Consider the following 26,843-nt stretch of genomic DNA (forward strand, 5'->3'; position numbering starts at 1 on the left):
CAGTCTTGTAGATATTATATACTCTTTTTCAAACAGTTACAGGTGGATACTTTTAAGCAGGTAATGATTTGGCAATGGTTCTTTTGACAGGTATTTACTTCATTTTACACACTGTCAGATAACTCGTAAGACAAATATATATCAATTCTTCATAAAAAGAGTATTTGCGAGAATAATAAATCTGTATGGACAAGATTTTAGAGTAGGTAATGTTGCAAAAATAGAACAGATTACTTAAGATGAGTTCAATGTAATATAGTAGATAGATAATTGTTTATCCTTAACTATATCTACTCTGATGTAAGGTTTTTTTAGGTAAAAAACTGTAAGCTAATAGTCCCGCAATCCGGCTTGTCTGGAAGTTAGCGAAAGAAAGATATCTAGTTCTATCTGACAAATATTTTTGAGTTCATCGTTAACAGATTCAACAATAGCTCTCTTTCAGGGTCTTTTAGAGGTATTCCTCCTTTCATGTTGTTTCTTTGTTTGTAAACTAACTGTATCCCCTCCACAAAAAGAACATCTACTAGCCTTTGAGATATATAGCCCCTGTCTACATATAGTTTCCCAAAAATGTTTCTTTCGAAATTTTCCATTTCTAAGGTCATATAGATTACCCCGAGTAATGAAAGAAACTAAGCATTTTTCCTCTGTCATTAATAATCAGATGAAGTTTGAAGCCGAAAAACTGGACCATTGTGCTTTTTCTTTTAGTTGTTATCCCACCAAAGATTTTGTTCTGTCATTCTTGTCTCATGTAACAGACGTCCAATGTAGTAGAACTTACAAAACTAACACCTATTCATTTACCTAAACGACAATATTTTAAGAAGAGATCCAAAGATAAAAGCTCACACTGTTGAAGTTCTACAAAGCGATCGTAAGAAACCAATTTAGAGGGAACCCTAGAGTTAGATGTTTGCATATATAAAACAGATAATAGGCCTTTAGATTTCTCATTTTGCTTAAATGAAAGCAATTAGAATAGTCATTACTTCGCTGTCTGATAAGCGATTTATTTTATTTTTGTATTATTTTTCATTATGCTCTTGAACTAAATTTTTAGAATAATAAAGTTCAAATTTAGCAGAAAATTCATCACATAAATAGAAAATATCTGTAATTCCAAAAAGACTTAGCATAATAGACTGTTTGGGGGTGTTAAGCTTTGAACTTCAACTGCTTAAAGTTAATCAAAACTTAGCTATTATACTATTTGTTAATGAGTTATCTTATATCGAACTCACGTTAAAATAATAAAAATTCGACAGAGGATAAACCTTATCTGAATCCACCTCAAAAGATTATTTTTCTATTCATAATTAGATTCGGCTAGTCTGTTAATGTAGGTTAATAAGCTTCTATAGACTATGGAATATAATATATTTTTAATAATATTGTAAATTATGACTAATCTAATACTAAGTGAAAATGCCCCAAACTAATAATCAAAATTGTAATAGATTAACAATTATAATACCTTTTTTAAATGAAGGTATTGAGGTTCATAATACTGTTAAAAGTATTAGAGAAACAGCTAATACCGATCTGCCTATTATTTTAATAAACGATGCTTCAAATGATAATTACGACTATAAATCAATAGCTAAAGAGTTTAACACTCAATATATATCACATGCTGTAAGAAAGGGTGTTGCCGCATCACGTGATGAGGGTATCAATTTATCTGAAACGGAATATTTTTTATTATTAGATGCCCATATGCGATTTTATCAAAATAACTGGGTCGATTTGTTATTATCAGAACTTGATAAAGATGAACGCGTATTACTTTGTTGTCAAACAAAAGTCTTATATAAAGAAAATAATATTATTATTGAGGCAAAAGATGATTTAAGATATGGTGCAAGAACAGTTATCAATGATAATAGAAAGGTAATTGTTACCGAATGGATTAGACAAGAAAGACATCCTAACCTTTTAATTGAAGACACTCCTTGTGTTTTAGGAGCAGCTTATTCTACTAGTAAAAAATATTGGAACCATCTTAAAGGTTTATCTGGTTTAATATCCTATGGAAATGATGAGGACTATATAAGCATGAAAGTCTGGTTAGAAGGAGGAAAATGTAAGTTGTTGAAAGAAGTTGTTGTAGGACACATATATAGAAAGGAATTTCCATATGAGTTCACCTCTAGTGAATTAATATATAACAAAATGTTAATTATTGAGACCCTATTTCCCTCTTTAGAAAATAGATTAGCATTTAAAACATTAAGATCTCAATTACCTATTGATATATATAAAGAAGCTTATCTCTTGTTTTTAAAAAATAGGAATCAGATAAAAGAGTTAAAGGATTTATATTCTAGTATTTTAACAGATAATTTTGATTTAATTAAAAGAATAAATTCTCTAAATTCAGAAGTTACATTAAATAATGGACAAATAATTGAGACCGTAATTAGAGAAGTATTATTACAAACCGATTTATTAAAATTTAATGGTTTGTTCTATGGAAAGATGGGCTCTATCATATTGCTCTATCATTATGGAGTATATTCGAATAACGATATATACAGCAACATCGCTGGAGAACTTTTGGAAGGTCTAATTTGTAATCTTGAATTAGGAATGTCTATTAACCTTGCTAATGGTCTTTGCGGTATTGCTTGGGGAATTCATTATCTAATCGAAAATGATTTTGTTAGTGGTAATATTCCTGAGATTTTGGAAAATATTGATAGGAAGATAATGGAATGGGATCCATCTAGAATAAATGATTATAGTTTAGATACCGGATTAGGTGGAGTATTATTTTACCTTCTTGGAAGACTTAAGTATGAAGATAAAAATAATATAGTATTTGATGATATATATCTTAAAAATCTATATAAAGGAGCAAACAGGATATTGAAGGGTGAACTCAATGACTCGTATTCAATTGAAGTCGCTTTAAAATATATTACATTTTACACTGAGCGAGATAATGCAATATTAGGTCTTCAAAGCATACATGATATTTTGAATGAAATTAATCTTGGCGAAAATGATATTGTTAATTTACCTATGACATTAAAAAACGGAATGATTGGTGTCGGTTTAAATTTGATTCTAAAATGAAACATTTATATATTTTTAATGAAGATTCGGTTGCCGCAGCCTATGGTATTGGTACATATGTCCGGGAATTGGCTAGTTGCCTTAAAAAAAGATTTGCAGTGTCAGTTGTTTGCCTTTTTTCCGATCGGCATGATAAATTTCAGACTGAATCAGTTGATGAAATTGAATATATATACATTCCGGCCTATGATACTTATAAAATGAACAATTCAAATTATACTGAATACAATAATAAGTATTACGCAGGGGTTGCAAAATTTATGAGAACATATATTGATTTAAAAGAGGAAATAATATTCCAGTTTAACTATAATAAACAGGGTGTACTGGTAAATCAACTTAAAATGCATTTTACTCAAGCTACAATCCTCTTCACGATCCATTCTATGACATGGACATTTGCCATGAACGGAGATCCTAATGCTTTTAAGAAAAGTGTAAAGAGTGGTAATGAAGATAAGATTATGATTAATGATCTAAAAACAAGGAGTGTATATGAAGCTTTTCTGAAAGAGCAAGAGCTTTTTAGAAGTGCTCAACATATAATTAGTTTATCAAGTGCGACTTATAAATTACTTAAAAATATTTATAAAATTGACAAGAATAAAATATCAACTATTCCTAATGGTCTTAATGATATCTTTCAAAAAATTAGTGCTAAAGAAAGGACTAAGCTCCGAGACTACTATAATATAAAAGAAGACGAAAAAATATTTCTATATGTTGGAAGATTCGAAAAAACAAAAGGATTTCTACATCTAATAAAGGCTTTTAAAGATATTGTTAAATCTCATTCTAAATGTAAACTTTACTTAGTGGGTAGTGGAGAGGTATATTATCAAGAAGGCCTGAAAGAAATTAATCCGTTTTTTGATAAAATAATACTTACCGGACGACTGAGCCAAAAAGAAGTTTACAAATTCTACCAAATAGCAGATGTCGGTATTATTCCTTCTTTTCACGAGCAATCCAGTTATACAGCTATTGAAATGATGATGTTTGGCTTATATATAATATCCAGTAATAGCTACGGTTTGAATGAGATGTTCAAAGATGGAATAAATTCTCAGGTTGTTCATACTTCATATAAAAAAAATGAATATGAAAAAAAACTATTTAATGCAATTAATAAATACTTAAATTCTCCTCAAACTGAAATATTACAATTACAGGAAAAGGCTAGAGAAACCTACGAAAAAAATTATTCATTGCAAATAATGTACGCTAAGACCTTAGAAGCAATTGCTAAGTTAAAGCCACAAACTAGGAAAGTTTAACAAAAAAACTATATAAACAATGCATTGGTTTATAGCTCTTAGGATTATTAACAAACTAAAAATTCAAAATTATGGAAAAGAAAGAATTGAAAAAGATCGAACTTAAAAAAGATGAAGTTATCAATTTGAATAACGAGGAAATGGGTGATCTTAAAGGTGGTTCTACATGGGCTTGTGCAACTGTGACACTTGTTACATATATTACTTATGATAACACCAAAGAAAGAAGTTGGTGGAGTTGTCCAACAACATAATTAATAAATAAGAGGGTTGTTTAAGAAGGTTAGATATTATTATAGAATATATTCATATACCCAAAAGCGACCCTCTTTAAACCGTTTAAGTAAAAACATGATACCATAAAAATAATTTGTTATGCAAACTTTGGCTATTTGTTCATCAAAATTTAAAGAAAAATATAAACTTGAGACTCTCGAATTATTAGGTGAAAAAATTTACTTTTCACTTATCGATTACCCAGATATAAATGATTATAAAGATTTAGACGAGAATCAAGTGTTGATAGAGATTATAGCATTCAGTTGCAACTATAGAGATAAATCGCTAATAATCAGAATGAATGAGGCCTGCGAAGAAAAAAGTGAGTCATATATATATTCTCCTTTTGGTTCTGAATTTGTCGGAAGAGTTATTGATGTCGGACACTCTGTATCATCATTAAAAAAAGGAGATCGAGTTATTACAGATGCAACTTATCCTATCCGGGATAATAAGTATGTTCGTCCGGGTATAGCTACGAATCATGCATCACAACGTTATCATGTATTTCATGAAGGTCATTTGATTAAAATACCAGATTCTTTATCGGATGAGAAAGCCGCATCTTTCACTATCGCTGCACAAACAGTATATAGTATGCTCCGCAGACTATCCTTAAATAAAGGAGACCGTATATTGATAACATCAGCTACCTCCAATACTTCTTTAGCAGCTATATCGGCTCTGAAAAACAAAGGATATAGATTATTTGCTTTAACTACTAGTTTAGATTATGAAACCCAACTATTAGAATTAGGTGTTGAAAAAGTTCTTCCTTTTGATGCTTTGAAACTTGAAAGACTCGAAGATTATATAAATTTTGAAAAATTTGAGGCAGTTATAGATCCCTTTTTTGACCTTCACTTTTGTGATGTTGTTAGTTATATGCGACATAATAGTAAGTACATTAGCTGCGGATTATTTAATCAACATCCACTATTCAAAGATACCTTAAATCAAAATAGTGAAAGTTCTTATGCAAATGCGCTTTCGACGTGTATAGGAAGGAATATAAGTTTTATAGGAAATTGTTTAGGAAACAGAGATGACCTAATTACAGCATTACAGGATTTTGATACTGGCAAATTTGATATTATAATAGATTCTGTATTTACTGGTGAGAATTATATTCCATTTTTAGAAAAAACTTTTCATAAACAAAAGCGTTTTGGAAAAATTATTTACAAATACATATAGAAGCATGAAGAACATATGCATATTAATTATAATGTTTATGGCATATTTTTCGACTTCATATGCAGACAATTCTAAAGGAAATGGTTTACTTTGGAAAATAACAGGCTTAGGCATTGAAAAACCTTCTTATTTATTAGGAACGTCTCATAGTGTATGCAGTACTTTCTTAGATAGTATTAATGGATTTCATGCTGCATTTGAGTCTACCGAACAGTTATTAATCGAATCTGTTAATGAAGAATATGCCAAATATGTCAAACAATCCTCCTATATGCCTAGAGATAGCACTTATGAAAGTTTACTTTCAAAAGAGGATTTGTTACTATTAAATGAAAAAATGGAGCTCTTTTTTGGAGAGAATGGAGCAAATGAGCTTAAAAATGTAAAGCCCTCAGTTCTGATATTTTTAATTCAAGGTCAAGTAATAAATAAACTTTATATAGAAGCAGGAATCACTCCTAGTAATCCATTATGTGATAGTTCTATTGATAAGTATATAGAATCTACAGCTAAACGAGAAAAATATAATATTATGGGACTAGATGAAGAAGGTGATGCGTTTTTTAACCGTATGCCTATATCGACAGATCTCAAGAAGCTTATGGAACTATTAAAAGATGAAGATTTTTTCAATAATGAAACTCAAAAAAAAGAAACTCTAGAAAGAATAATAAGCTATAAAGATAGCATGGATAAATACTATAAACTACAAAGCCTAAAAAAAATAGAAGAACTTATTGAAAGTCAGAAACAATATATTTCAACAGATCTATATATGGAACAAGAATTTACCATGATGGGTAATAATAGAAATAATAGATGGATGAAAAAAATACCCTTTTTGATTAAAAATAAGCCTTCCTTTATCGCAGTAGGTGTTGCACATTTGATAGGAAAAACGGGCTTGATAAACCAATTAAGGAATTTAGGATATAATGTTGAACCAATAAGAGAGTTATGATATACGAAAATTTCAATAAACTCATAATAAGAGCTCCTTCTTTATCATTCAATATATTGGATAATATTTCATGTGTTGATGATTTAATGGCTTTTTTAGAGAATAAATTAATCAAAGAGGCTATATATCTCGCATCCCCAGAATTGTATCAAGAAGTTATAAAATATTTAAAACATGGAATTCATCAAGAAAAAGACAAACAGCGTATTCTAAATACAATTTATAAATATATAAGCAGAATGGCTACACGATGTACGCCATTTGGGCTTTTTTCAGGATGTTTTATTGGATATTTGTCTGAGAAAACTAATTTAATAAAAGATATAAATATCACAAGAAGGACTCGTCTAGATATGTTTTTTTTGTGCGAACTGCATCAAAAACTATCTAAACTTACCGAAATAAGAAGTTCAGTCAAATACTATTTGAATTCAACATTATATAGTAAAGGGCAACAATATAGATATATAGAATATAAGTATCATGAAGGTCAACGCAAGCATATTATATCTACAGTTGAGCATAATGAATATATTGAATATATATTAAAATTATCCACTAATGGTATATATTTCCATGAATTATTAAATTATCTAACAAATGAATGTATTGAAGAAGAAAGTGCAATAACGTTCATTAATGAAATGATTGATTGTCAGATAATAATAGATGAATTATCTCCAATAGTTACGGGAGGAGATTATTTTCAAAAATTGATTGAGTTATTAATCCAAGCAAATGTTAATGATGCGATATTATCTCTTTTAATTAGTATTCAGAGTTTATTAGATAAATTGGATGAAACTTTCAGCGAGCAAATATATGAAAATATTATTCACCAGATTGAGAAATTGGAAATACCCTTTAATAAGAAATATCTTTTTCAAGTCGATTTTTTACATAATATGAAAAAATCAGATGTTAGCCAATCTATTATTACAGAGCTCAAATCAACTATCCGGTTTTTATCTAATATAAATGGTGTCATTCATAATAATAATATAAAGAATTTTAAAGAAGAATTTTATCGTAGATATGAAGACCGAATGATACCACTTTTAGAAGTATTAGACCCTGACTTAGGTATAAGTTATCCTGTAAACAATAAAAAATGGGAATCGTCGCCTCTAATTGATGACATACTTTTCCCCGCAAAATCAGAGAAGAAAAAAAATACTTTTTCATCTCCCTCTTATCAGGATATTCTACTTGAAAAATTTATTCATTGTATGTCTAATGATGAATCTGAAATTATTCTTATAGATAATGACTTTAATAATAAAGAAATAGATAATTCCGATGAATTGCCCTTAACAACAGCGGCTTTATTTGAGGTAGTTAGAGACGATGCAAGAGGTGTTTTAGTTAGATTAAAATCTTGTGGTGGTTTTAGTGGAGCTAGTTTATTTACCAGATTCGCTTATTTAGATCCTGAAATAGAAGAATTAGTAATAAATATTGCCAATAAAGAACAAGAGCTATATAATGACAAAATTATAGCAGAAATAGTCCATTTACCTGATTCTAGGACTGGAAATATACTATCTCGCCCACATTTAAGAAATTATGAATTGATTTATATGGCAAACTCAGACTTAGGAAATGAAAGACTTATTCCAGCTTCTGATCTTATGCTCTGTTGTCGCGGAGATGAATTAGTCCTTTTTTCAAATAGATTGAATAAGGAAATTATTCCCAGACTAACAAATGCACATAATTATAATAATTTGCATTGTACACCCGTATATCGATTTCTTTGTGATATGCAGATGCATTTAATCAAAGATTTATCATTTAATTGGGGAATATTAGAAAGTCAACTCTTTTTACCAAGAGTAAGATATAAGAATACTATCCTGTACCCAATGACATGGAATATTCCTCAAAAAAACATTCATTTTTTATTAGATATAAAAGATGATTATATGCTTGTTAATGAGACTAATTGTTGGAGAAAAAAATATAAAATTCCTCAATATGTTCTTATGCCAATAGGAGATAATAGCCTGTTCATTGATTTCAAAAACGTTTTAAGTATACATTCATTATTATCCGAAATAAAGAATAAAGAAATAATTACTTTTACAGAATTTATTTTTGATACAAAAGACGCAATAATACGTGATAATAACGGAATATATACCAATGAATGTATAGCAACTTTTTATAAAAAAGAATGAAAAGAATGAAAAGAATTTTTGTTCCTGGTAGTGACTGGTTTTATATAAAATTATATTTGGGTAGTAACTATGCTGATCGGATATTGATAAAATATATAAAACCTTTAATTAACTCTTGTTTCGAAAAAAATCTGATTGAAAAATGGTTTTTTATACGTTATAATGATCCTGATTCCCATTTAAGAATTCGGTTATTATTAAAAGATAAAAAATTTACAGGACAAATTATTTCTTTATTTTATAATCAAATATATCCTCTAATTACTGACGAAATTATATGGAAGGTTCAAATTGAGACTTACAATAGGGAATTAGAAAGGTATGGTAATTTTTTAATTGAAGAAGCTGAGTCAATATTTTTTTTAGATAGCGAATGTATCTTAGCGATATTAGAATATTTAACAAGAATTTCAAATAAAGATTACCGATGGGTAATATCGCTTAAAATGATTGATTCATTTTTAAATAATTTTCATCTTGATTTATTGAAAAAACAAGAATTAATCAAAAATATAGGTAATTCTTTTAAGACTGAATTTGGATTTAATAAATACAATTCAAAGCAATTTAATATTAAATATAGAACTAATAAGTCAAAAATACATTTATGTTTTGAAAATAGTATGTCAGATCCTGTTTTATCCGATCTTAATGTTTTCATAGAGGATAAATCACATAAATTAAACGATATTGTACAAAAAATATATACTAAATCAAAAGAAAAACTCACTATTGATGAAATTATTACTAATATAATTCCAAGTTATTTACATATGATGCTAAATCGATTATTTATATCAAGAAACAGAATATTTGAATTAGTTCTTTATGACTTTATGTATAGATATTATACAAGTGAGATAGCTCGAAATAAAAATATAACAGTTTAAATGAAACCTTTCCCCTCTTATCCTCAGTTAGACGCTATGGATTGTGGTCCGACGTGCTTGCGAATGATAGCAAAATACTATGGACGAAGCTTTTCAGTACAATATCTTAGGGAAAAGAGTTTTATTACACGCGAAGGTGTGTCTATGTTGGGGATCAGTGATGCTGCTGAATTAATTGGTTTCAGGACAAACGGAGTAAAGATAACTTTCGAACAACTTGTCTCCGGAAAGCCATTACCTTGTATCCTTCATTGGAATCAGAACCATTTTGTAGTCTGTTATGGTATTAAGCAAAAAAGAAATGGTGAATATGAAATAAAGATTTCCGATCCAGCAGGAGAGAAATACACCCTGAACAAGACTGAATTTCTCAAATGTTGGATTAGTTCCCGTTCAGGCGGTGAAGATACAGGTACAGCATTGTTGTTAGAACCAACACCAGATTTTTACACACAAGATGATGGTTTAGAAAATTCAGGTAAAAGTATCCGCTATTTCTTCCGCTATCTTCGCCCCTATCGCTCTCAGGTAATACAGCTTATTATAGGCTTATTAGTAGGCAGTATACTCGCTCTTATTCTACCTTTTCTGACACAGGCAGTAGTAGATCAAGGTATAAGCAATAATAACCTGAGCTTTATAACCTTAGTTCTGATAGCTCAATTAATCCTTTTTATTACCCAACTCGCTGTTGAATTTATCCGTAACTGGATAACCCTTCATGTCAATAGTCGTATCAGCATATCGCTTATATCTGATTTCCTGTCCAAATTGATGAAGCTCCCTCTTCGTTTTTTTGACACTAAAAATGTCGGGGACATCATGCAGCGTATCGGGGATAATGACCGTATCAAATCATTCTTAACAGGTTCTACCTTAACTACCTTATTTTCTTTTGTTAATTTTATTATATTTGCTGTTATACTTGCTTACTACAATCTGACCATATTGGGGGTATTTGTATTGGGTAATGCCTTATATATTTCGTGGATATTACTATTCCTTCGTTATAGGCGCAAATTGGATATGGCACGCTTCTCGCAGGCTTCTGCCGAACAAAGCAATCTGGTACAAATTGTAACCGGCATGCAGGAAATCAAACTTAACAACTGTGAAAAGCAGCAACGTTGGAAATGGGAACGCATACAGGTAAAACTCTTCAAAATAAGTATTAAAGGCCTTGCTCTGGGGCAATATCAGCAGATGGGTTCTGTATTTTTCAGTCAGACTACATCGTTGTTTATATCCTTTATTGCTGCTCGCTCTGTTATCGAAGGAGATATGACTCTAGGTATGATGATGTCAGTTAGTTATATAATAGGGCAACTGTCCGGCCCTATCGGACAAGTTATTGGATTTGTACAAGCCGCACAAGATGCTAAGATAAGTCTCGAACGCTTAAACGAAATACACAACAAAGAAGACGAAGAACAAACCATAGAATCAAAGATAAATGAGCTTCCTAATAATAAGACCCTATATGTAGAGGATTTATATTTTAGCTATGATGGAGCAGATAGGGACTATGTGTTAAAAGGAATAAACTTATCCATACCAGAAAATAGAGTAACAGCGGTAGTTGGAGCCAGTGGCAGTGGAAAGACAACCCTGATAAAACTTTTACTTTCTTTTTATGAACCTAATAAAGGTAAAATTAAGATTAAGGACATCCCAATAGATGATATTAATCCTCACCTGTGGAGACAAAAATCAGGCGCAGTGATGCAAGATGGGTTTATCTTTTCAGACACCATTGCCAATAACATAGCTGTAGGTGAAGATATAGTTGATAAAAAGAAGCTGCTTCATGCTGTAGAAGTTGCTAATATCAAAGAATTCATAGAATCATTACCCCTGAAATACAATACCAAAATAGGTATGGAAGGAAATGGTATCAGTCAAGGGCAACGCCAACGCTTATTAATTGCCCGGGCTGTGTACAAAAATCCCGATTTTTTGTTTTTTGATGAAGCTACCAATGCTCTAGATGCCAATAATGAAAAAGTTATACTGGATAATTTGAACAGTTTTTATAAAGGAAAAACTGTTGTTATAGTAGCACATCGTCTCAGTACGGTTCAGAACGCTGATAATATTGTAGTTCTGGATAAAGGACAAATTATAGAAGAGGGAACTCACAAAGAATTAACTGATAAAAAAGGAGCCTATTATACTCTAGTTAAGAATCAGCTCGAATTGGGTATGTAACAAAATACATGAATAAAAAGAAAGATAATATAGTAAATAAGAGTTTGGAATCAGGTGGCACAGAAGACGTTTCTGTCATAACTCTTGATGACGGAACAAAAGTAGCCAAAATACGTAAAAATAAAGGTTCAGACTCTGAACCTGAATACGAATTAATAACACTCTCTCTAGGTATAGAATTAAGAAGTGAAGAGTTTCAGGAAGTATTAGGAAGTGTTCCTTCGTGGATACTGCGAAGAGGCATTACCCTTATAGCTATTATCGTTTTGATAATACTGATTGGAAGTGCTATCTTTAAATACCCTGATATTATTACTACCTCTATGACTCTTACCGGAAGCACACCCGCAGCATCAATTATAGCAAAGGCTTCAGGTAAAATACAAGAACTGAGCATTACTGATAAACAGGAAGTAAAATCAGGTGATTACTTGGCTGTAATCGAAAATCCAGCAAATACGAATGATATACAAACATTAAAAACATATATACAACAATTAAATGAAAAAATAGATACGACCATAACATTACCGTCCAAAGACCTTAAATTAGGAAGTATGCAGTCTCTATATTCTAGTTTTTATATTACACTGTTTGATTATCATGAATTCAAACGACTTCAATACTATACACAGAAAATTGATTTTATGAAAGAAAAAGTGAATCAATATCAGGATTACTACAAAACAATAACCGGACAAAAAGAGATTATAAAAGAACAGTTCCAATTAAACAAAAATCAATACCAACGAGACTCAATCTTGAACAAACGCGGAGTTATTTCCTCTGAGGAGCTAGAAACAACGCGAAATCAATATTTACAAGGTTATCTTTCACTCGAAAACATCCATTCAACCATTCAAAACACCGAAATGCAAATTACCCAGATGCAAGAAAGCCTGTTGGATACTGAATATCAATACCTAGATAAAAAAAATCAATTGGAAACTCAATTAAAAACATATATAGCACAACTCCTATCCGAAATACAGACTTGGGAGTTGAATTTTGCATTGATAGCCCCTGTAGATGGACAAGTAACTTTCACCAATTATTGGGTAAAGAATCAGAATGTAACAAATGGAGAAACAGTATTTACAGTTATTCCCAAACATAACCAAGAAATCATGGGGAAAGCTCAGATGCCATTAATACGTTCAGGAAAAGTAAAGACTGGACAAAAAGTAAACATACGCTTTGCTAACTTCCCAGATAATGAATATGGTATTATCAAAGGTATAGTAAAGAATATCTCGATGGTGTCAACAAAAGACACTCAAGGGATGGGTTACTATACAGTAGAAATAGAGTTGCCTAATAGACTAGTAACCACTTATAATAAAGAACTCCCTTACCTGCCTGATATGCAGGCACAGGCGGATATTGTGACTGAAGATATTTCTCTACTTGAACGATTCTTTATGCCAATCAGAAAAATTTGGACCGAAGGGATGACAAACTGAATAATGATGAACGTTTGTATTGGAACAATCTTTTGTATAAGGTTACAAATCCAATATTGGAGCTTATAGGTAAAATGAGTTACAAGCAAGAATGCAGGTCGAATATAGCCCTATTTAGGACGGTCGAAGTAAAAAAGTTACTTATGCGGAAGCTTTTGGTCGTACCGTTGCAGGGATATCTCTGTGGCTAAATCTAAGTGATGAAGATTCTGAAGAAGGCTCATTAAAAAACCGGGACTATCCTAAATTTTGTGTAAACGATCAACTACAAGGTTGGATTCTTATCATATAAATTCTTTCAAATCTCCCCCCCAAAAAACGGGGAGTTTGAAGGAATTTTTCTTTTACAGGTTGACTCTTTCGCCAAAGATAACCAAAAATTGATTCAGAATAAGTCCCCAATTATGTATGGGCATTGTCCACTTCTTCTCAATCTCAGCAATAGAGAGATATACAGATTTTTTCAGAGCATCGTCATTGGGGAATGACAGTTTGTTTTTAGTATATTTTCTGATTTTACCATTCAGATTTTCAATCAGGTTGGTGGTATAGATTATCTTTCTGATTTCTAACGGAAAGTCAAAGAAAGAGGTAAGTTCATCCCAATTGGTTCGCCAAGAACGGATGGCATAGGGGTATTTAGAACCCCATTTTTGTTCAAACAAGTCAAGTTCTGCACTTGCTGATTCTTTTGTTGGGGCATTGTAAATCAACTTTAAGTCAGAAGTAAACTCTTTCTTTTCTTTCCAAACCACATAACGACACGAGTTGCGGATTTGATGGACAACACAGATTTGAGTAGTTGATTCGGGAAAAACAGCCTTGATCGTATCAGTAAATCCGCTCAGGTTATCTGTTACCGTTATCAGAATATCACTGACTCCACGTGCTTTTAAATCGGTGAGAACTCCCATCCAAAAAGAGGATGACTCTGTTTTACCAACCCACATGCCCAAGACTTCCTTAAAACCCTCTTTATTAAGTCCAATACATAGGTAAACAGTCTTATTGATAACTTTGCCATTATCTCGGACTTTGAAGACAATGCCGTCCATCCAAACAATCAAGTACAGATTATCCAATGGGCGGTTCTGCCACTCAATAGCCTGTTGGCTGACTTTATTGGTGATATGAGAAATGGCAGAGGTAGATAAATTAACGCCATAAAGCTCATGCATCTCGGATTCAATATCCGCTACACTCATACCTTTGGCATAAAGCGAGATAACCAAACGTTCGATGGATAAGCCTCGACTTTGATGCTTAGGTACAACAACCGGTTCAAAATCGCCTTCGCGATCACGAGGTACTTCGATCACAGATTGACCATGCTTGCCTTGAATCTTCTTTGAATAACTGCCATTACGCGAGTTCCCTGTGTTAATGCCTTCTTTTGAGCCTTTCTCATAACCAAGATGAGAGTACATCTCCCCCTGAAGCATTTGCTCGTAAACCTTGACATGAAGCTCACTCATAAAAGCTTCTACATCTTCTTGGGTCTTGAATTGACTCAAGAACTCTTTGCTTAAAAAATCCTTTGGTATGTCCATAATAATGATTTTGGATAAAATTATACATAAATGAAAAAACTACAAGTTGTTCAACCTGTAGTTTTTCATTTACACAATATTATGGACACTGTCAAAAAAAGATAACACTGTTCAACCTATGAAATACTTTTCTTACCATTTTCTCCCTGATTATTTTTCTTGAGAACCGTAGGGGATTTGGATTTTACTTCCACTTTTTTCTCTTTTGGTAGTCTCGGGTCACCCCACGATTCCTGATACTCAGAGTCAGATTTGTTAGCTTTTCACAGGTATGGATACGCAAACTCACCACCATACCACTTCACTTTAGCTTTTGTTACATAGCCATTTTCAATTAGTATTTTATCCCGGATACACATTTCATATCTGCCAAATTTGACAAACACATCAGGATTTTTTTTACTAAAAAAAGCCTTATTCCTCTCCTCATTCAAGAAAACATAAGAAGAAAACAATCCACTCCCATCTTTTTTCCTGATATTTTCCAAATAAACAAATCCACCCTCTTTCAAAGTATGCCATTGCTCCGAAGTCAGTTCGACTCCGCCGATAACTGGTAGTTTAAGCTTATCTTCAGCTTGCTGCTCTACTTTGGAAAGCTGTTTTTCTTTTTGTTCCTGAGTTCTCTCTTCTAACAATTCGATATTCTTATCAAACTCTTTTTGCAGATTCCCAAAGCTAAATTTTCTATCAACCTGTGAACCTTTGAAAGATATATTGTCGTAGCGGAACGATACACCCTCAATCTCTCTTATCGTTCGTTTGTGTTTATATTCTACCTCAATATTTAATTCTTGGAGGGCAAACCGTAAATCAGTAGGAGTTTTACAATTGGGCAAAACCGATTTTATAGCATCATAAATATAATATTTTGCCCTATCAGGATTGTCTAATTTCTCCCGTTTTACATTGCTTTTTCCCTTGCCATAAGTCAGGTTGTATTTATCCTTTAACTTTTTACATACTTTGATATTTCGCTTGTAATCATGATTGACAGATATGAGTTTTAGATTATTATCAATGCGGTTATACACAATATGCAGGTGGTCGTTATCGGTGTTATGATGCCTGACAATGATATATTGTGTATTCTTAATTCCCATTTCTTCCATGTACTCCTTTGCTAATTGAAGCATGAAGTTACAAGTCAGCCTGTGGCTGTCTTCGGGAGCAAAGGATATAGGAATATGCCCCACAGGCCGCTTTATCTCTTTCCTGCCTGAACGCTGCATGGCAAAACTGCGGATCATTTCTTTAGCATTATCCGCCCATACACCTTCGGCTTCGAGTAGTTCAGCCGTTTCATTCATTACATATTGGACACATCCTTTGAACGATTTGCCTTTAATATTCTTAGCGATCATCCAGCAACTGTTTAAAGTAATCAACCATTCCTAATACTTCGGAATATACGTCCATGAATCCTGCAATGTTAGCTCGTTTGGCTAGTTGGTTTAAGTTGTTTGCCATACCTGCTACTTTTCTCAGTAAGTCTAGTTCTTCGAGCGTGAAACGAGATTTAACACGACCTTTGAGTGTCATTTCTCTCGCATATTTAGTAGCTTTCATACCTAGTTTCTCCGCTTTTTCTCTCACAGTTTTAAAATCTGATTCGGTCAGTTTCAGGTTAATCGAAGTAGAAAGTTTCACTTTTTCTTTAGCAGGTCGTCCGACTTTGGGGCTATCTTTCTTCTTATTTTCCATAACATTTCATTTTGGGGTTATGAAAATCTGAGTGTCTCCAAACACTCAGGCGATCCGAAACGGAAGCGACCATCAGGAGATGAAGTGTAGGATTGCTCCACAGCTCCATCAGTCATATGACCATCGGGAGTAGGCTGTATAGGGCTGAGCCCCCTGCAAGGGCAAGGTAGTTTCGGAAGGAATTCAAAAAGCCTCGGAGAGCTTTTTGGGTTACCCGAAAGATTACCTTGCTCCTTTGACGACGAGAAAAAAATAAAGAGGCGACAGTCTCTTTGTTTTTTGAATTGGTGGCAACATTTTCACTCCGAAGGGAGTACATTACCAAAAGCTTTGGAATCAGCAATACTATCAATGTATTGCCATTTGCTCTTCAAGGGTAGGTAGAGCAGTTTAATTGTAGAAAGTGGATTAGATTTCTCATATTGCAGTATGGATTAGATGTATCCGACATGGATACTTCGACAAATATAGATTGTTAATTCGATAGTTATATCACTGACAATATGGAGTGTGTGACTTTGCTTTAGCTTGCATTTATTTGCTATATAGCCTGACAAAATAGAGTCACTCTTGTTGCTCTTATTGGTAATATTACTATCTTTAGTACATGTATGACTTTGACCAAAATATAATAGAATCGGATGTGCCCGAATCATTTCAAGTTGTGCAACAGAGTCTTAATGACTTTGTGGCAATCAACTATGAAACGGCACTTGGTCTGGTCTCACAACCACAGCTAACAGAAGCGGAGATACTCCACTACAAAAGTAAAGTTTTGGATATCATTCGTAACAATCCTCCTTTGGTGAGCTTGCCCAAATATCTTCGTGACGGGAGAGAAGACTATCTTTGGTACAGTGATTTTTATGATGAGATAAGCAAAGATGATTATCATCGGTATCGTACATTTATAAAACCAACAAGTGCAATAACTCCAAGCAACTATACCGAAGAACTGGCTAAGATCGATCTGCCTTATTTTAGAGAATTGGTAGATCTGGTAAGTTTGGAACGCTTATGTATAAAATATGAGAAGCTATTTCCAGCTCCCAAAAAAGGCATTGTTCAGGGAAAGCCACGGGTACAGGAAGCTACTATTGCTAAGGAGACCAAAGCTACAGTTAAATCTAAATCAACCAAACGCTCTTATCAACCCAAATTGAGTAAAGAACAATATGTATTATTAGCCGATTGCATAGAGGCTATCAAACTGTTTCGTTCAAAAATAAAAGTAGCTGAACTAAAGAAACTACTTTTGGGAAAACTTCCTGAACCGCTACAAGTAACCAACCAAAAGACATTGGTCTATCTCCTAGACCAACTCAGTGAACATAAGTATATCAAGAATACGTGGGTGTCGGTTACCGATGGGAATAAAGACTTTATATCTTTTCGCACAGAAGGTAACAAAGAAAGGTATGGCGATAATGAACACTATATCGGCATGCAACAGTTGCTTAATTGCCGTAACCGCAATAAACGACAGCAAATATTCGGGCTTGAAAATATAGATACTCTGATAGAGAAATTGAGGGAATATAGCCTTCAATAGTTAAAAAATATTATTCGCCTGTATTTCCTATAAATATTTCCACCTCTTATTAAATCAATTTTACTGACTGTAATTCAATTCGTTACTTCATATTCGCGGTTTGACTATTATTGCCAAATTACTCCCTTTGGAGTATATACTCAAATTATAATATTTTCATATACAATATCATACAGATAAAGCCTGTTAGGTAAGGCTGTTATGCTCACAGCGCAGGGGATAGATAGTTGATATCTTGCACTCAATTTCGGAAAGACCCGGTGTGTAATGTTGCATGTCAATTATTCTTCCGAAGGTTATTTATTATGGACAAGGCCAATCGCATCAGAGATGAATGAGTGTATATGTTTTTCAATATTCCTAAACAGTATTATTTATTCAAAAATAAAGTAAGCAATAGTATTTAATGATATGTTTTGTGTCATAACTAGCTATTGTTTTCATACTTAACAAATTAACAAAAAGGTCTGAGACCTTAAAAAGAAAAATTATGAGCGAAGAATCAGAAAATGACAAAATGGAGATTGACGGAAAAAGTATATCCGAAATGATGGAAGATAGTACATGAACTCCGACATCAGCTAAAGTGAGGGTTGGACGCAAGAAAGACGAGGAAGAATATGCCAAACGTTTTTTGGCAACTCGAAAAATCAAGGATTATGCTCCAGTGTATATTGATGTTAAGATGAAAGAGAAGTTGCAAACATTGGTTGCATCCCTGCAACACATCGCATTGGATATTACTCCGAGTATTCTGTTGTCCAATATCCTTGCTGACCACCTATCGGTAAATAAGGAACTGATAACCCGTTCTGCTAATGAAGGTTTGAAACGTTCTCTAGCCAGCACTTTTAACAACGATGAAAATAAATAACGTAAAATTAAAAAGAAATGGAAATTGTATGTATTGACTTGTTGGTATGGGAAAGGCTTGTACAACGGGTAGGTAGATTAACCTCAGAAATATCGGCATTAAAAGAATTGTACTGTCCCAATCCCCGTGATGGCTGAATAGACTCGGCTGATGTCTGCCGTGCTTTGAGTATCTCGAAACGCACTTTGCAAACTTGGCGAAACAATGGTAAGATACCCTTCTCGATGTTGGGAGGCAAGGTTTATTATCGTCAGTCGGATATAAATGATTTGCTTGAAATGGAAATAAAACCTGTAAAAAAATAACCTCATGGATAAATTTATAGGATTTGATTCCAAAGAGTTCAAGGAACTTGAAGAACAGATAGAGCAAGCCTTGAACAATATGCAGAATGTTCGGGATAAATACCGTCCTGCATTGGCAGACAATCGCTACCTGACAGGAGAGGAAGTAATGGCGTATTTGCATATCTCGCCTCGCACGCTTCAAAATCTGCGAGATAAGCGAATGATTTGTTATACAACGATTGGAGGGAAAATACTTTATCCGGAAAAAGAACTTCAACAGGTACTGTATAATAACTACCAATCACCAGAGCTTCCTTTCTAATAGGAAATGAAACAATAGATATGCAGATTCTAAGAAGAGGGAATTGAAGTTGCCACTTACGCATAAAATGAAAACAAGCATTCCTGATTAACATCAAGAATGCTTGTTTTAGTTTGAAGATATGCGTCATCGTCGGGTCGGTCGTTTCGTTGCAGGATACTCCTTTACACTTCGAGCAGGGAAACAGGCAAGCCTCGGAGCGAAAATACTATCCGCGAGGATGGAGATTTTTGTTTCCGACCCGTAGGGCTATGGGCTTGTCTGTTTGCTCTGTAAGAAGTAACCTTCTCCTGCAATAAAAGGGCTGACTCGACCATTATTGTTTTTACTCTATTCCACTTTAGCCCATTTTGGGATGATATAAGTTGATGGATTTACAGGATTATTCTCCCTCTTTTTCTCAGGCAGCATCCCTTTTTGCTTTTTTGTGATTCGTTTGATATTTCTGAAATCGGATTGAGGGCGGTCTGTTTCCAATTTATACTTGTCTCCGATTTTATCTGTCAATACCGCCATGTCTTTACTTATCTTATCATTGGTGATTTTAGCGTAGATTTGTGTGGTGGTAATGCAAGAATGCCCCAGCATCTGAGAGACCGTTTCGATGGGTACACCTTGCGAGAGGCACACTGTCGTTGCCATTGTATGGCGCCCCATATGCGAGGTAATTCGCTTTGTGATACCGCATAACTTAGCTATACGTTGTAAGCAGCGGTTCATATTGTCGCTATGGCTTGGCACAGGAAAAACAAAATTATTCTTTGCCACAAGACGGTATTGTTCAATCAGTTGTTTTGCAATCGGCAGTAGCTTGACATAAAATGTAGCATTGGTTTTCTTGCGTTTAGCTATTAACCATAGTTCGCCATCGAAAGAGGTTTGAATATTATCGAAAGTTAGTTTCTTGACATCCGCATAAGCCAAGCCTGTAAATGCCTGAAAGACAAAAACATCCCGAATTTGACGTTGTTTGTATCTTCTGAGCTCTACAGTCATAAATCGGCGAAGTTCGTCTTCAGTCAGATAGCCTCTATCTCGAGTCTGTGCTTTGAATCGGAAACTGGCAAAGGGATTGACGTGTATATACCCTTTACGCTGAGCAATCAACATAATCTGTTTCAGTTTAGTAACGGCGGTCAATAAAGTACTGCCTGCTAGCTTGCGTTCTTCTAATAGGTAAGTGTAATAATCCTCAACAAATTGTGGTTCTATTTCCTTGATTGGAATATCAGAAAGGTTATATCTATCCCGAAGAAACATTTCTACTCGCCTGCGATTGATAATTAATTGCTCGTATGAACCTTCGGTTCTGTCTTTACCGACACGCTTAGCATAGCTTTCGTAAAACTCATCAGCGATAGAAAAGAAAGTACGGAACTCATCACCAAAGCCCAGATAAGCGTTTTTAACTTTTTCAGCAGAAACAAAATTATCCTTGTCACAGATACTCTGATACTGTTTGCCGATTTGGGTTTTGATGTTGTCTAGCTTCTGATTGATTTTCTGTGCTTCGAGGCTTTTGCCTGATGCTCTGTTTGCTTTGGTGTCCCAAAGCTCGGGCTTGATGTTTAGCTTACAGCTAAACTGTGAGATGGTACTGTTTACAGTAATCCTTCCCATTACAGGAGCTTTACCATCTTTTAAATTGTTCTTTTTAAGATAGAACAAAATCTTAAATGTACTTCTTGCCATAACTCTAATTTTTTGTTACAAATTTAGTTTACTTAGAGTTATCCGGTGCTATGCAAAATTACGCAAACTATTGAATAAGTGACGAATATACTTCAGTTTAACAAAGTTACTCAGGTAACGATTTGGTAACTGAACTCGCCGCCATCTTTGCTTTTTTGTGCGTTTATTCTCTTTTAGTTAAAAGAACCGTCGTGCTTAATCCGCTGATTAAGTTTTAATTACCTTCGTTTGCTCTCCCTTTTCTAAATGGCTGCTGTTTCTACTAAGATTAACATTGATTGTTATAATTAAGAAGAGAAAAATCATCACAGCAATTAAACACTTGTTTAGTTGCTGTTTTTTTTATTAATTTGCAGTATTAAACAGTTGTTTAATACTGCACGAATATTATTATACCTAAGATATGATCAACGATAAAGATCCCCATGAAGTAAAGAGAAAAATTTTAAAAGAAGCTAAAACCCTCTTTATAAAAAACGGGTATAATGGAACAAGTATCAGGGATATAGCCAAAGCATCGGATACAAATGTAGCGATGGTAAATTATTATTTTCAATCGAAATACAACTTGTTTGAGATAATATTTGAGGAGGCAATGGAGATACTTACTCAAAAAATATTCCTGACTTTAGGATCTGATATGCCATTCTTTGAACTAATAGAAACATGGATACATACTTACTATGAGATTCTTTTTGAATATCCTCAAATCCCCATGTTCATATTAAATGAAGTAAGCCTCAATCCTCAAAGGCTAACCACGCGGATAAAAAGTAAGAATCCCTTTCAGGCATTCGAACAGATCGCAAAACGCATACAAGATGAAACAGCCAAAGGTACAATAAGAGAAACACCATCTGCTGATTTTCTTTTAAATATTATTTCCCTATCGCTATTCCCTTTTATGTTTGGAGAATTAGCCATGGCACTCATGGATGTGTCAAGAGAAAAATACAGCGAACTGATTGCCAATCATAAAAAATATGTTGTAGAGTTTACCATTAATGCTCTGCAACCCAATACTAAGCTTTAAAATATTGCCCGATATGCACACAAAACTTCAATATAAAATGGGAGTTGACGTTGGATCAACGACTATTAAAATAGTAATTATAGATTCTGATTCGCAGATTATCTATAAAGCCTATCGCAGACATCAGGCAAATATACAGCAATCGTTTGCCGAAGAATTAAATAAAGTGACCGACCAATTTCCCGATACTGAATTCTGTATAAATATTACAGGATCGGCAGGTATGGGTATTGGCGAACGTATAGGTGTTACTTTTGTACAAGAAGTAGTAGCCGCTGTAGAAGTGGTTAATAAAGTATATACTGAAACTCATACTCTTATTGATCTGGGTGGTGAAGATGCCAAAATGGTTTTCTTCAAAGAGGGGAAACACCCTGACATACGCATGAATGGTAGTTGTGCCGGAGGTACAGGCGCTTTTATAGACCAGATGGCAAACCTCATGAATATTTCAACCGAAGAATTAGGAGATCAGGCTCTTAAATTCGAGAAAATATATCCTATCGCTTCCCGTTGTGGTGTGTTTGCCAAGACAGATGTACAAAATCTGATAAGCAGAAACATTCCCGTAGCTGATATATCGGGTTCTATTCTTCATGCTGTAGCACTCCAAAGTGTTACTACCCTAGCCAGAGGTTGCGATATTGTACCTAAAATACTATGCATTGGTGGTCCTTTGACATTTATTCCGGCCTTACGAAATTCATTCAGAGAAGTATTAAAAATAGAAGATAACGATTTTATACTACCCGAAAACGGAGAATATTTTCCGGCTTGGGGAGCTGCATTATATCAACAAAAGGATATAGCTTATCATAATCTGAACGATTTAATATCCAAATCTGAAGACAATACAACAGCTCAGAAAGACTATTTACCGGCTTTATTCAACAATGAGGAAGAGTATCAGGAATGGAAGAAAAATAGAAAAATTAAGCCTCTACAATTTCAAGAACTGGGAAGTAAAAAAGAAATAGAATGTTTCCTTGGTATAGATTCGGGGTCTACTACAACCAAAATTGTAGTGATGGATTCCGATGCCAATATCATATATCGATTTTATGGAAGCAATGAAGGAAATCCTCTCAAGAAAGTTATAGAAGGACTTTCGAAGTTTTACAAGAAAGCAGAAGACAGAGGTGTATCCTACAAATTTCTATCCTCAGCAGCGACAGGTTATGGAGAAGATCTTATTAAATCGGCTCTGGGTCTTGATTACGGAATTGTAGAAACGATGGCTCATCTATCGGGGGCACAATATGTAGACCCTCAGGTTTCTTTTATTCTCGACATTGGAGGACAGGATATTAAATCGATCTTCACCGAAAATGGAGTAATCTCAAACATTGAATTGAATGAGGCTTGTTCTGCCGGATGCGGTTCGTTTTTACAGAACTTTGCATCTACTATGAATATGACTTTGGGGGAATTTTCCCATGCCGCATGTATAGCACAACATCCGTCTGATTTAGGTTCACGCTGTACTGTCTTTATGAATTCGAAAGTAAAGCAGTCGCTTCGTGAAAATGCAGGAATGGACGATATTGCAGCCGGACTTGCTTATTCAGTAGTAAAGAACTGCTTATACAAGGTTCTTAAAATATCAAACCTAAAGCAATTAGGTGATCACATCGTTGTTCAGGGAGGTACATTCCGAAACGATGCCGTATATCGTACTTTGGAATTACTTTCGGGAAAATCGATAAGTTCGACAGATCATCCCGAATTGATGGGTGCTTTTGGTGCTGCTCTTTATTCTCAAAGATTATGGAAAAAAAAGCAAGCCACAACTCCCAAGATAGGAGCAATATCTTTACCCAACATAGAAGCCATTGATACAAGAGAGCTTCAATGTAAAGGCTGTACGAATAATTGTTCGGTATTACGGTTTAAATTCGAAAACGGTAATATCTGTTATGCAGGCAACAAATGCGAAAAGATATTTTACAATAAAAGTTCTATACAAAAAGGTGGTTATAACGGTTTTGATGAAAAGAATGAAATATTATTCAACCGAGGAGTTAATGCCGATAATATCCAACAAGGTAAAACAATCGGGATACCTCGTGTCTTGAATATGTTCGATAATTATCCTTTCTGGCATACACTTCTTTCGGATTGCGGATTCAATGTGAGATTATCACCCGAATCGACCTTTCCTCTTTATCAAAAAGGAGTGGGCGGTGTAATGTCCGATAATATCTGTTTTCCTGCAAAACTGGTACACGGACACGTGTTATCGCTTATCGAACAGAAAGTAGACCGCATCTTCTACCCTATTATACCGAAGGAAGAGAAAGAATTTGGCAGTTCGTCCAACTCTTTCAATTGCCCTGTGGTGAGTGGTTATCCCGAAGTTATCAGAAGTTCGGTAGAACCCGATGAAAAATATGGTATTGCCTTCGACAAACCTGTTATAACATTCAGTAGCGATAAGGCTTTGGAGAAAGGTTGTTTTGACTACTTATCATCATTAGGTGTTTCAAAGTCTGTTTTCAGCAAAGCTTTCGAAAAAGCAATGAAGGTAAAAACAGAGGTGAAAATACAATTAAGAGAAAGTCAAAAAGATTTACTAAATCAGGCTATTGAAAATAACGAAACAGCTTTTGTCGTAGCCGGAAGACCTTACCATGCCGACCCCCTTATCCATCAAAAAGTCGGACAAATATTGTCAGATTTAGGTGTTACAGTATTTACGGATGATGTTTTCCGTAAAGAAGAAAGCTCTGGATTCGGACGTTTGAATATTGTATCGCAATGGTCGTATCCAAATCGTGTAGTGCAGGCGGCAATGGAGGTTGCAAAACTACCTCAGAATATACAATTGATTCAGTTGAATTCTTTCGGTTGTGGGCCTGATTCCTTTTTTATGGATGAGACACAGGATATACTAAAGGCAGCAGGCAAGAACCTCACGATCTTACGTATCGACGAAATTGCCAGTCCGGGATCTATTCGATTGCGTCTGCGTTCTCTGGTTGAATCTCTAAAAACGATTAATACACAGGAACAGAAAACACCTCAACCGGCATACGAGGGTTATCGCACACCTTATACAAAAGAAGACCGAAAGAAAACGATACTTCTCCCTTGGTTTACCGACTTTTTATCCCCTTTTGCTCCGGCTTTGGGTGAACTGGTTGGGTATAAACTACAAAACCTCCCTAAATCGAACAAAGTATCAGCCGATCTAGGTTTGATGTATGGTAATAATGAGGTTTGTTACCCATCAACCCTTATATTAGGGGATATTATCAGCACACTACAATCAGGAGAGTATGATGTACAAGATGTGGTTCTGGCAATAACTCAAACGGGTGGGCAATGTCGTGCGACCAACTATCTGGCTCAAATAAAGAGCGGATTGCAAAACGCAGGATTCAGAGATATTCCCGTTATTTCCCTTTCGTCAGGAGACTCGTATCAGAATGAGGAAAGTGAATTTAATATAGATTGGAAAAAACTAGCCAAAATAGCAGTTGATACTGTGCTTTACTCGGACGCTTTACAACAAATGCACAGTGCAATTAGTGTGCGTGAAAAAACAAAAGGTGCATCGCAGCAAGTATTTGACTTTTATATTGAAAGAGGAATTGATGGAGTAAGAGCCAATTCCCCTAAAACGCTACGTCGATTATTAAAAGAAGCTGTTGCCGACTTCAATAATGTACCTATTTTTGAAAAACAATATACCAGAGTTGGTCTTATCGGTGAAATATTCTTGAAATATAACAATTATGCTCAGGCAAATATAACGGAATGGCTACGGTCGAAAGAAGTTGAAGTTTCATGTCCTCCTCTTTTGGATTTCCTAATTCAATTCTTTGTCAACAACAAAGAAGATGTAAAAAATGGTCTGAAAGAAGAAACTATCTTCGCAAAAGCCATGCAACCTCTTATCTGGACTTGGATCAATAGCAAGATTAAGAAGTTCGAAAAGATCATGTCTAATTTCAAATTCTATGAGGCATCCGAATCTATTTTTGCTAAAGCTGAAGCTGCTTCCGAAGTATTAAGCCTATCCAATCAATATGGTGAAGGATGGCTTATTGCAGGTGAAATAGCCCATTACGCACGTAAAGGGGTTAATAAAGTGGTATGCATTCAACCTTTCGGATGTATAGCCAATCACATTGTAGCTAAAGGAATTGAGAAGCGATTGAAAACTCTATACCCCGATATGAATATCCTATATCTCGATATTGATGGTGGTATTGCCGAAGTAAATTTACAGAATCGTTTACATTTTATGATTTCATAAATCAGATTGTAATGTATAAAAAGAGAGTC

22 protein-coding genes are annotated in these 26,843 nt (G+C 34.2%); 15 read left to right on the plus strand and 7 right to left on the minus strand.

What is annotated here, in order from left to right; translation table 11 throughout:
- Positions 1-386 precede the first annotated feature (386 nt).
- Positions 387-596 (minus strand): transposase, encoded by a 210-nt coding sequence (locus G7050_RS17810; protein ID WP_221412811.1) that lies wholly within the window; start codon positions 594-596, stop codon positions 387-389.
- A 17-nt stretch (positions 597-613) separates the two neighbouring features.
- Complete coding sequence (locus tag G7050_RS18050; protein WP_370521994.1) at positions 614-697, minus strand: hypothetical protein; 84 nt, start codon at positions 695-697, stop codon at positions 614-616.
- Positions 698-1,431: 734 nt separating this feature from the next.
- Between G7050_RS18050 and G7050_RS16760 the strand changes: the two genes are divergently transcribed.
- From G7050_RS16760 to G7050_RS16800, 9 genes are all read left to right on the plus strand, one after another.
- Positions 1,432-3,084: a glycosyltransferase gene (locus tag G7050_RS16760; protein WP_166117413.1), complete on the plus strand. Its 1,653-nt coding sequence runs from the start codon at positions 1,432-1,434 to the stop codon at positions 3,082-3,084.
- Positions 3,081-4,361, plus strand: coding sequence for a glycosyltransferase (locus G7050_RS16765; protein ID WP_166117414.1), 1,281 nt, complete (start codon positions 3,081-3,083; stop codon positions 4,359-4,361). Before G7050_RS16760 ends, G7050_RS16765 begins: the two co-directional genes overlap by 4 nt.
- 71 nt (positions 4,362-4,432) lie before the next feature.
- Entirely contained in the window at positions 4,433-4,615 is a 183-nt protein-coding gene (locus tag G7050_RS16770) for a TIGR04149 family rSAM-modified RiPP (protein ID WP_166117415.1), read from the plus strand.
- Positions 4,616-4,736: 121 nt separating this feature from the next.
- Complete coding sequence (locus G7050_RS16775) at positions 4,737-5,837, plus strand: zinc-binding alcohol dehydrogenase family protein (protein WP_166117416.1); 1,101 nt, start codon at positions 4,737-4,739, stop codon at positions 5,835-5,837.
- A gap of 37 nt (positions 5,838-5,874) precedes the next feature.
- Complete coding sequence (locus G7050_RS16780) at positions 5,875-6,798, plus strand: TraB/GumN family protein (RefSeq protein WP_166117417.1); 924 nt, start codon at positions 5,875-5,877, stop codon at positions 6,796-6,798.
- Positions 6,795-8,978, plus strand: coding sequence for a lantibiotic dehydratase family protein (locus tag G7050_RS16785; RefSeq protein WP_166117418.1), 2,184 nt, complete (start codon positions 6,795-6,797; stop codon positions 8,976-8,978). The genes G7050_RS16780 and G7050_RS16785 overlap by 4 nt, the downstream gene beginning before the upstream one ends.
- Before the next feature lie 5 nt (positions 8,979-8,983).
- Complete coding sequence (locus G7050_RS16790; RefSeq protein ID WP_166117419.1) at positions 8,984-9,868, plus strand: thiopeptide-type bacteriocin biosynthesis protein; 885 nt, start codon at positions 8,984-8,986, stop codon at positions 9,866-9,868.
- Positions 9,869-12,076 (plus strand): peptidase domain-containing ABC transporter, encoded by a 2,208-nt coding sequence (locus tag G7050_RS16795; RefSeq protein ID WP_166117420.1) that lies wholly within the window; start codon positions 9,869-9,871, stop codon positions 12,074-12,076.
- Between the two features lie 8 nt (positions 12,077-12,084).
- Complete coding sequence (locus tag G7050_RS16800; RefSeq protein WP_166117421.1) at positions 12,085-13,539, plus strand: HlyD family secretion protein; 1,455 nt, start codon at positions 12,085-12,087, stop codon at positions 13,537-13,539.
- Positions 13,540-13,883: 344 nt separating this feature from the next.
- Here G7050_RS16800 and G7050_RS16805 read toward each other — a convergent pair whose 3' ends face one another.
- From G7050_RS16805 to G7050_RS16815, 3 genes are all read right to left on the minus strand, one after another.
- A complete protein-coding gene (locus G7050_RS16805) occupies positions 13,884-15,089 on the minus strand; it encodes an IS256 family transposase (protein WP_166117422.1) in 1,206 nt (401 codons plus the stop codon).
- A 263-nt stretch (positions 15,090-15,352) separates the two neighbouring features.
- The gene (locus tag G7050_RS16810; protein WP_255499198.1) at positions 15,353-16,453 is read right to left on the minus strand and encodes a relaxase/mobilization nuclease domain-containing protein; all 1,101 of its coding nucleotides are present in this window, start codon (positions 16,451-16,453) and stop codon (positions 15,353-15,355) included.
- On the minus strand, positions 16,443-16,793 hold the full coding sequence (locus G7050_RS16815; protein ID WP_166117423.1) for a MobC family plasmid mobilization relaxosome protein: 351 nt from the start codon (positions 16,791-16,793) through the stop codon (positions 16,443-16,445). Before G7050_RS16815 ends, G7050_RS16810 begins: the two co-directional genes overlap by 11 nt.
- A 607-nt stretch (positions 16,794-17,400) precedes the next feature.
- On the opposite strand from G7050_RS16815, the gene G7050_RS16820 reads away from it, so the two are divergent.
- The 4 genes from G7050_RS16820 (at position 17,401) to G7050_RS16835 (ending at position 19,828) form a co-directional block, all read left to right on the plus strand.
- On the plus strand, positions 17,401-18,345 hold the full coding sequence (locus G7050_RS16820) for a hypothetical protein (RefSeq protein ID WP_166117424.1): 945 nt from the start codon (positions 17,401-17,403) through the stop codon (positions 18,343-18,345).
- 586 nt (positions 18,346-18,931) lie between these two features.
- Positions 18,932-19,219, plus strand: a complete 288-nt coding sequence (locus G7050_RS16825) for a DUF3408 domain-containing protein (protein ID WP_166117425.1) — start codon at positions 18,932-18,934, stop codon at positions 19,217-19,219.
- Between the two features lie 185 nt (positions 19,220-19,404).
- Positions 19,405-19,524 (plus strand): helix-turn-helix domain-containing protein, encoded by a 120-nt coding sequence (locus G7050_RS16830; RefSeq protein WP_255499324.1) that lies wholly within the window; start codon positions 19,405-19,407, stop codon positions 19,522-19,524.
- Positions 19,525-19,528: 4 nt separating this feature from the next.
- A complete protein-coding gene (locus tag G7050_RS16835) occupies positions 19,529-19,828 on the plus strand; it encodes a helix-turn-helix domain-containing protein (RefSeq protein WP_166117426.1) in 300 nt (99 codons plus the stop codon).
- 164 nt (positions 19,829-19,992) lie between these two features.
- Here the strand turns inward: G7050_RS16835 and G7050_RS16840 are convergent, their stop codons facing one another.
- The gene (locus G7050_RS16840) at positions 19,993-20,145 is read right to left on the minus strand and encodes a hypothetical protein (RefSeq protein ID WP_166117427.1); all 153 of its coding nucleotides are present in this window, start codon (positions 20,143-20,145) and stop codon (positions 19,993-19,995) included.
- 13 nt (positions 20,146-20,158) lie between these two features.
- Complete coding sequence (locus tag G7050_RS16845) at positions 20,159-21,520, minus strand: site-specific integrase (protein WP_166117428.1); 1,362 nt, start codon at positions 21,518-21,520, stop codon at positions 20,159-20,161.
- Positions 21,521-21,923: 403 nt separating this feature from the next.
- On the opposite strand from G7050_RS16845, the gene G7050_RS16850 reads away from it, so the two are divergent.
- The gene (locus tag G7050_RS16850) at positions 21,924-22,553 is read left to right on the plus strand and encodes a TetR/AcrR family transcriptional regulator (protein WP_166117429.1); all 630 of its coding nucleotides are present in this window, start codon (positions 21,924-21,926) and stop codon (positions 22,551-22,553) included.
- 13 nt (positions 22,554-22,566) lie between these two features.
- A complete protein-coding gene (locus G7050_RS16855) occupies positions 22,567-26,814 on the plus strand; it encodes an acyl-CoA dehydratase activase-related protein (protein WP_166117430.1) in 4,248 nt (1,415 codons plus the stop codon).
- Positions 26,815-26,843 lie beyond the last annotated feature (29 nt).

The organism is Dysgonomonas sp. HDW5A (assembly GCF_011299555.1).
In the GTDB taxonomy this organism is placed as follows: domain Bacteria; phylum Bacteroidota; class Bacteroidia; order Bacteroidales; family Dysgonomonadaceae; genus Dysgonomonas_A.

Excerpts from the sequence above, each read along its gene's own strand:
- G7050_RS17810 (WP_221412811.1), bottom strand. The coding sequence starts at position 596 with ATGGAAAATTTCGAAAGAAACATTTTTGGGAAACTATATGTAGACAGG.
- G7050_RS18050 (WP_370521994.1), bottom strand. The coding sequence starts at position 697 with ATGGTCCAGTTTTTCGGCTTCAAACTTCATCTGATTATTAATGACAGA.
- G7050_RS16760 (WP_166117413.1), top strand. The coding sequence starts at position 1,432 with ATGCCCCAAACTAATAATCAAAATTGTAATAGATTAACAATTATAATA.
- G7050_RS16765 (WP_166117414.1), top strand. The coding sequence starts at position 3,081 with ATGAAACATTTATATATTTTTAATGAAGATTCGGTTGCCGCAGCCTAT.
- G7050_RS16770 (WP_166117415.1), top strand. The coding sequence starts at position 4,433 with ATGGAAAAGAAAGAATTGAAAAAGATCGAACTTAAAAAAGATGAAGTT.
- G7050_RS16775 (WP_166117416.1), top strand. The coding sequence starts at position 4,737 with ATGCAAACTTTGGCTATTTGTTCATCAAAATTTAAAGAAAAATATAAA.
- G7050_RS16780 (WP_166117417.1), top strand. The coding sequence starts at position 5,875 with ATGGCATATTTTTCGACTTCATATGCAGACAATTCTAAAGGAAATGGT.
- G7050_RS16785 (WP_166117418.1), top strand. The coding sequence starts at position 6,795 with ATGATATACGAAAATTTCAATAAACTCATAATAAGAGCTCCTTCTTTA.
- G7050_RS16790 (WP_166117419.1), top strand. The coding sequence starts at position 8,984 with ATGAAAAGAATTTTTGTTCCTGGTAGTGACTGGTTTTATATAAAATTA.
- G7050_RS16795 (WP_166117420.1), top strand. The coding sequence starts at position 9,869 with ATGAAACCTTTCCCCTCTTATCCTCAGTTAGACGCTATGGATTGTGGT.
- G7050_RS16800 (WP_166117421.1), top strand. The coding sequence starts at position 12,085 with ATGAATAAAAAGAAAGATAATATAGTAAATAAGAGTTTGGAATCAGGT.
- G7050_RS16805 (WP_166117422.1), bottom strand. The coding sequence starts at position 15,089 with ATGGACATACCAAAGGATTTTTTAAGCAAAGAGTTCTTGAGTCAATTC.
- G7050_RS16810 (WP_255499198.1), bottom strand. The coding sequence starts at position 16,453 with ATGATCGCTAAGAATATTAAAGGCAAATCGTTCAAAGGATGTGTCCAA.
- G7050_RS16815 (WP_166117423.1), bottom strand. The coding sequence starts at position 16,793 with ATGGAAAATAAGAAGAAAGATAGCCCCAAAGTCGGACGACCTGCTAAA.
- G7050_RS16820 (WP_166117424.1), top strand. The coding sequence starts at position 17,401 with ATGTATGACTTTGACCAAAATATAATAGAATCGGATGTGCCCGAATCA.
- G7050_RS16835 (WP_166117426.1), top strand. The coding sequence starts at position 19,529 with ATGGATAAATTTATAGGATTTGATTCCAAAGAGTTCAAGGAACTTGAA.
- G7050_RS16840 (WP_166117427.1), bottom strand. The coding sequence starts at position 20,145 with ATGGTCGAGTCAGCCCTTTTATTGCAGGAGAAGGTTACTTCTTACAGA.
- G7050_RS16845 (WP_166117428.1), bottom strand. The coding sequence starts at position 21,520 with ATGGCAAGAAGTACATTTAAGATTTTGTTCTATCTTAAAAAGAACAAT.
- G7050_RS16850 (WP_166117429.1), top strand. The coding sequence starts at position 21,924 with ATGATCAACGATAAAGATCCCCATGAAGTAAAGAGAAAAATTTTAAAA.
- G7050_RS16855 (WP_166117430.1), top strand. The coding sequence starts at position 22,567 with ATGCACACAAAACTTCAATATAAAATGGGAGTTGACGTTGGATCAACG.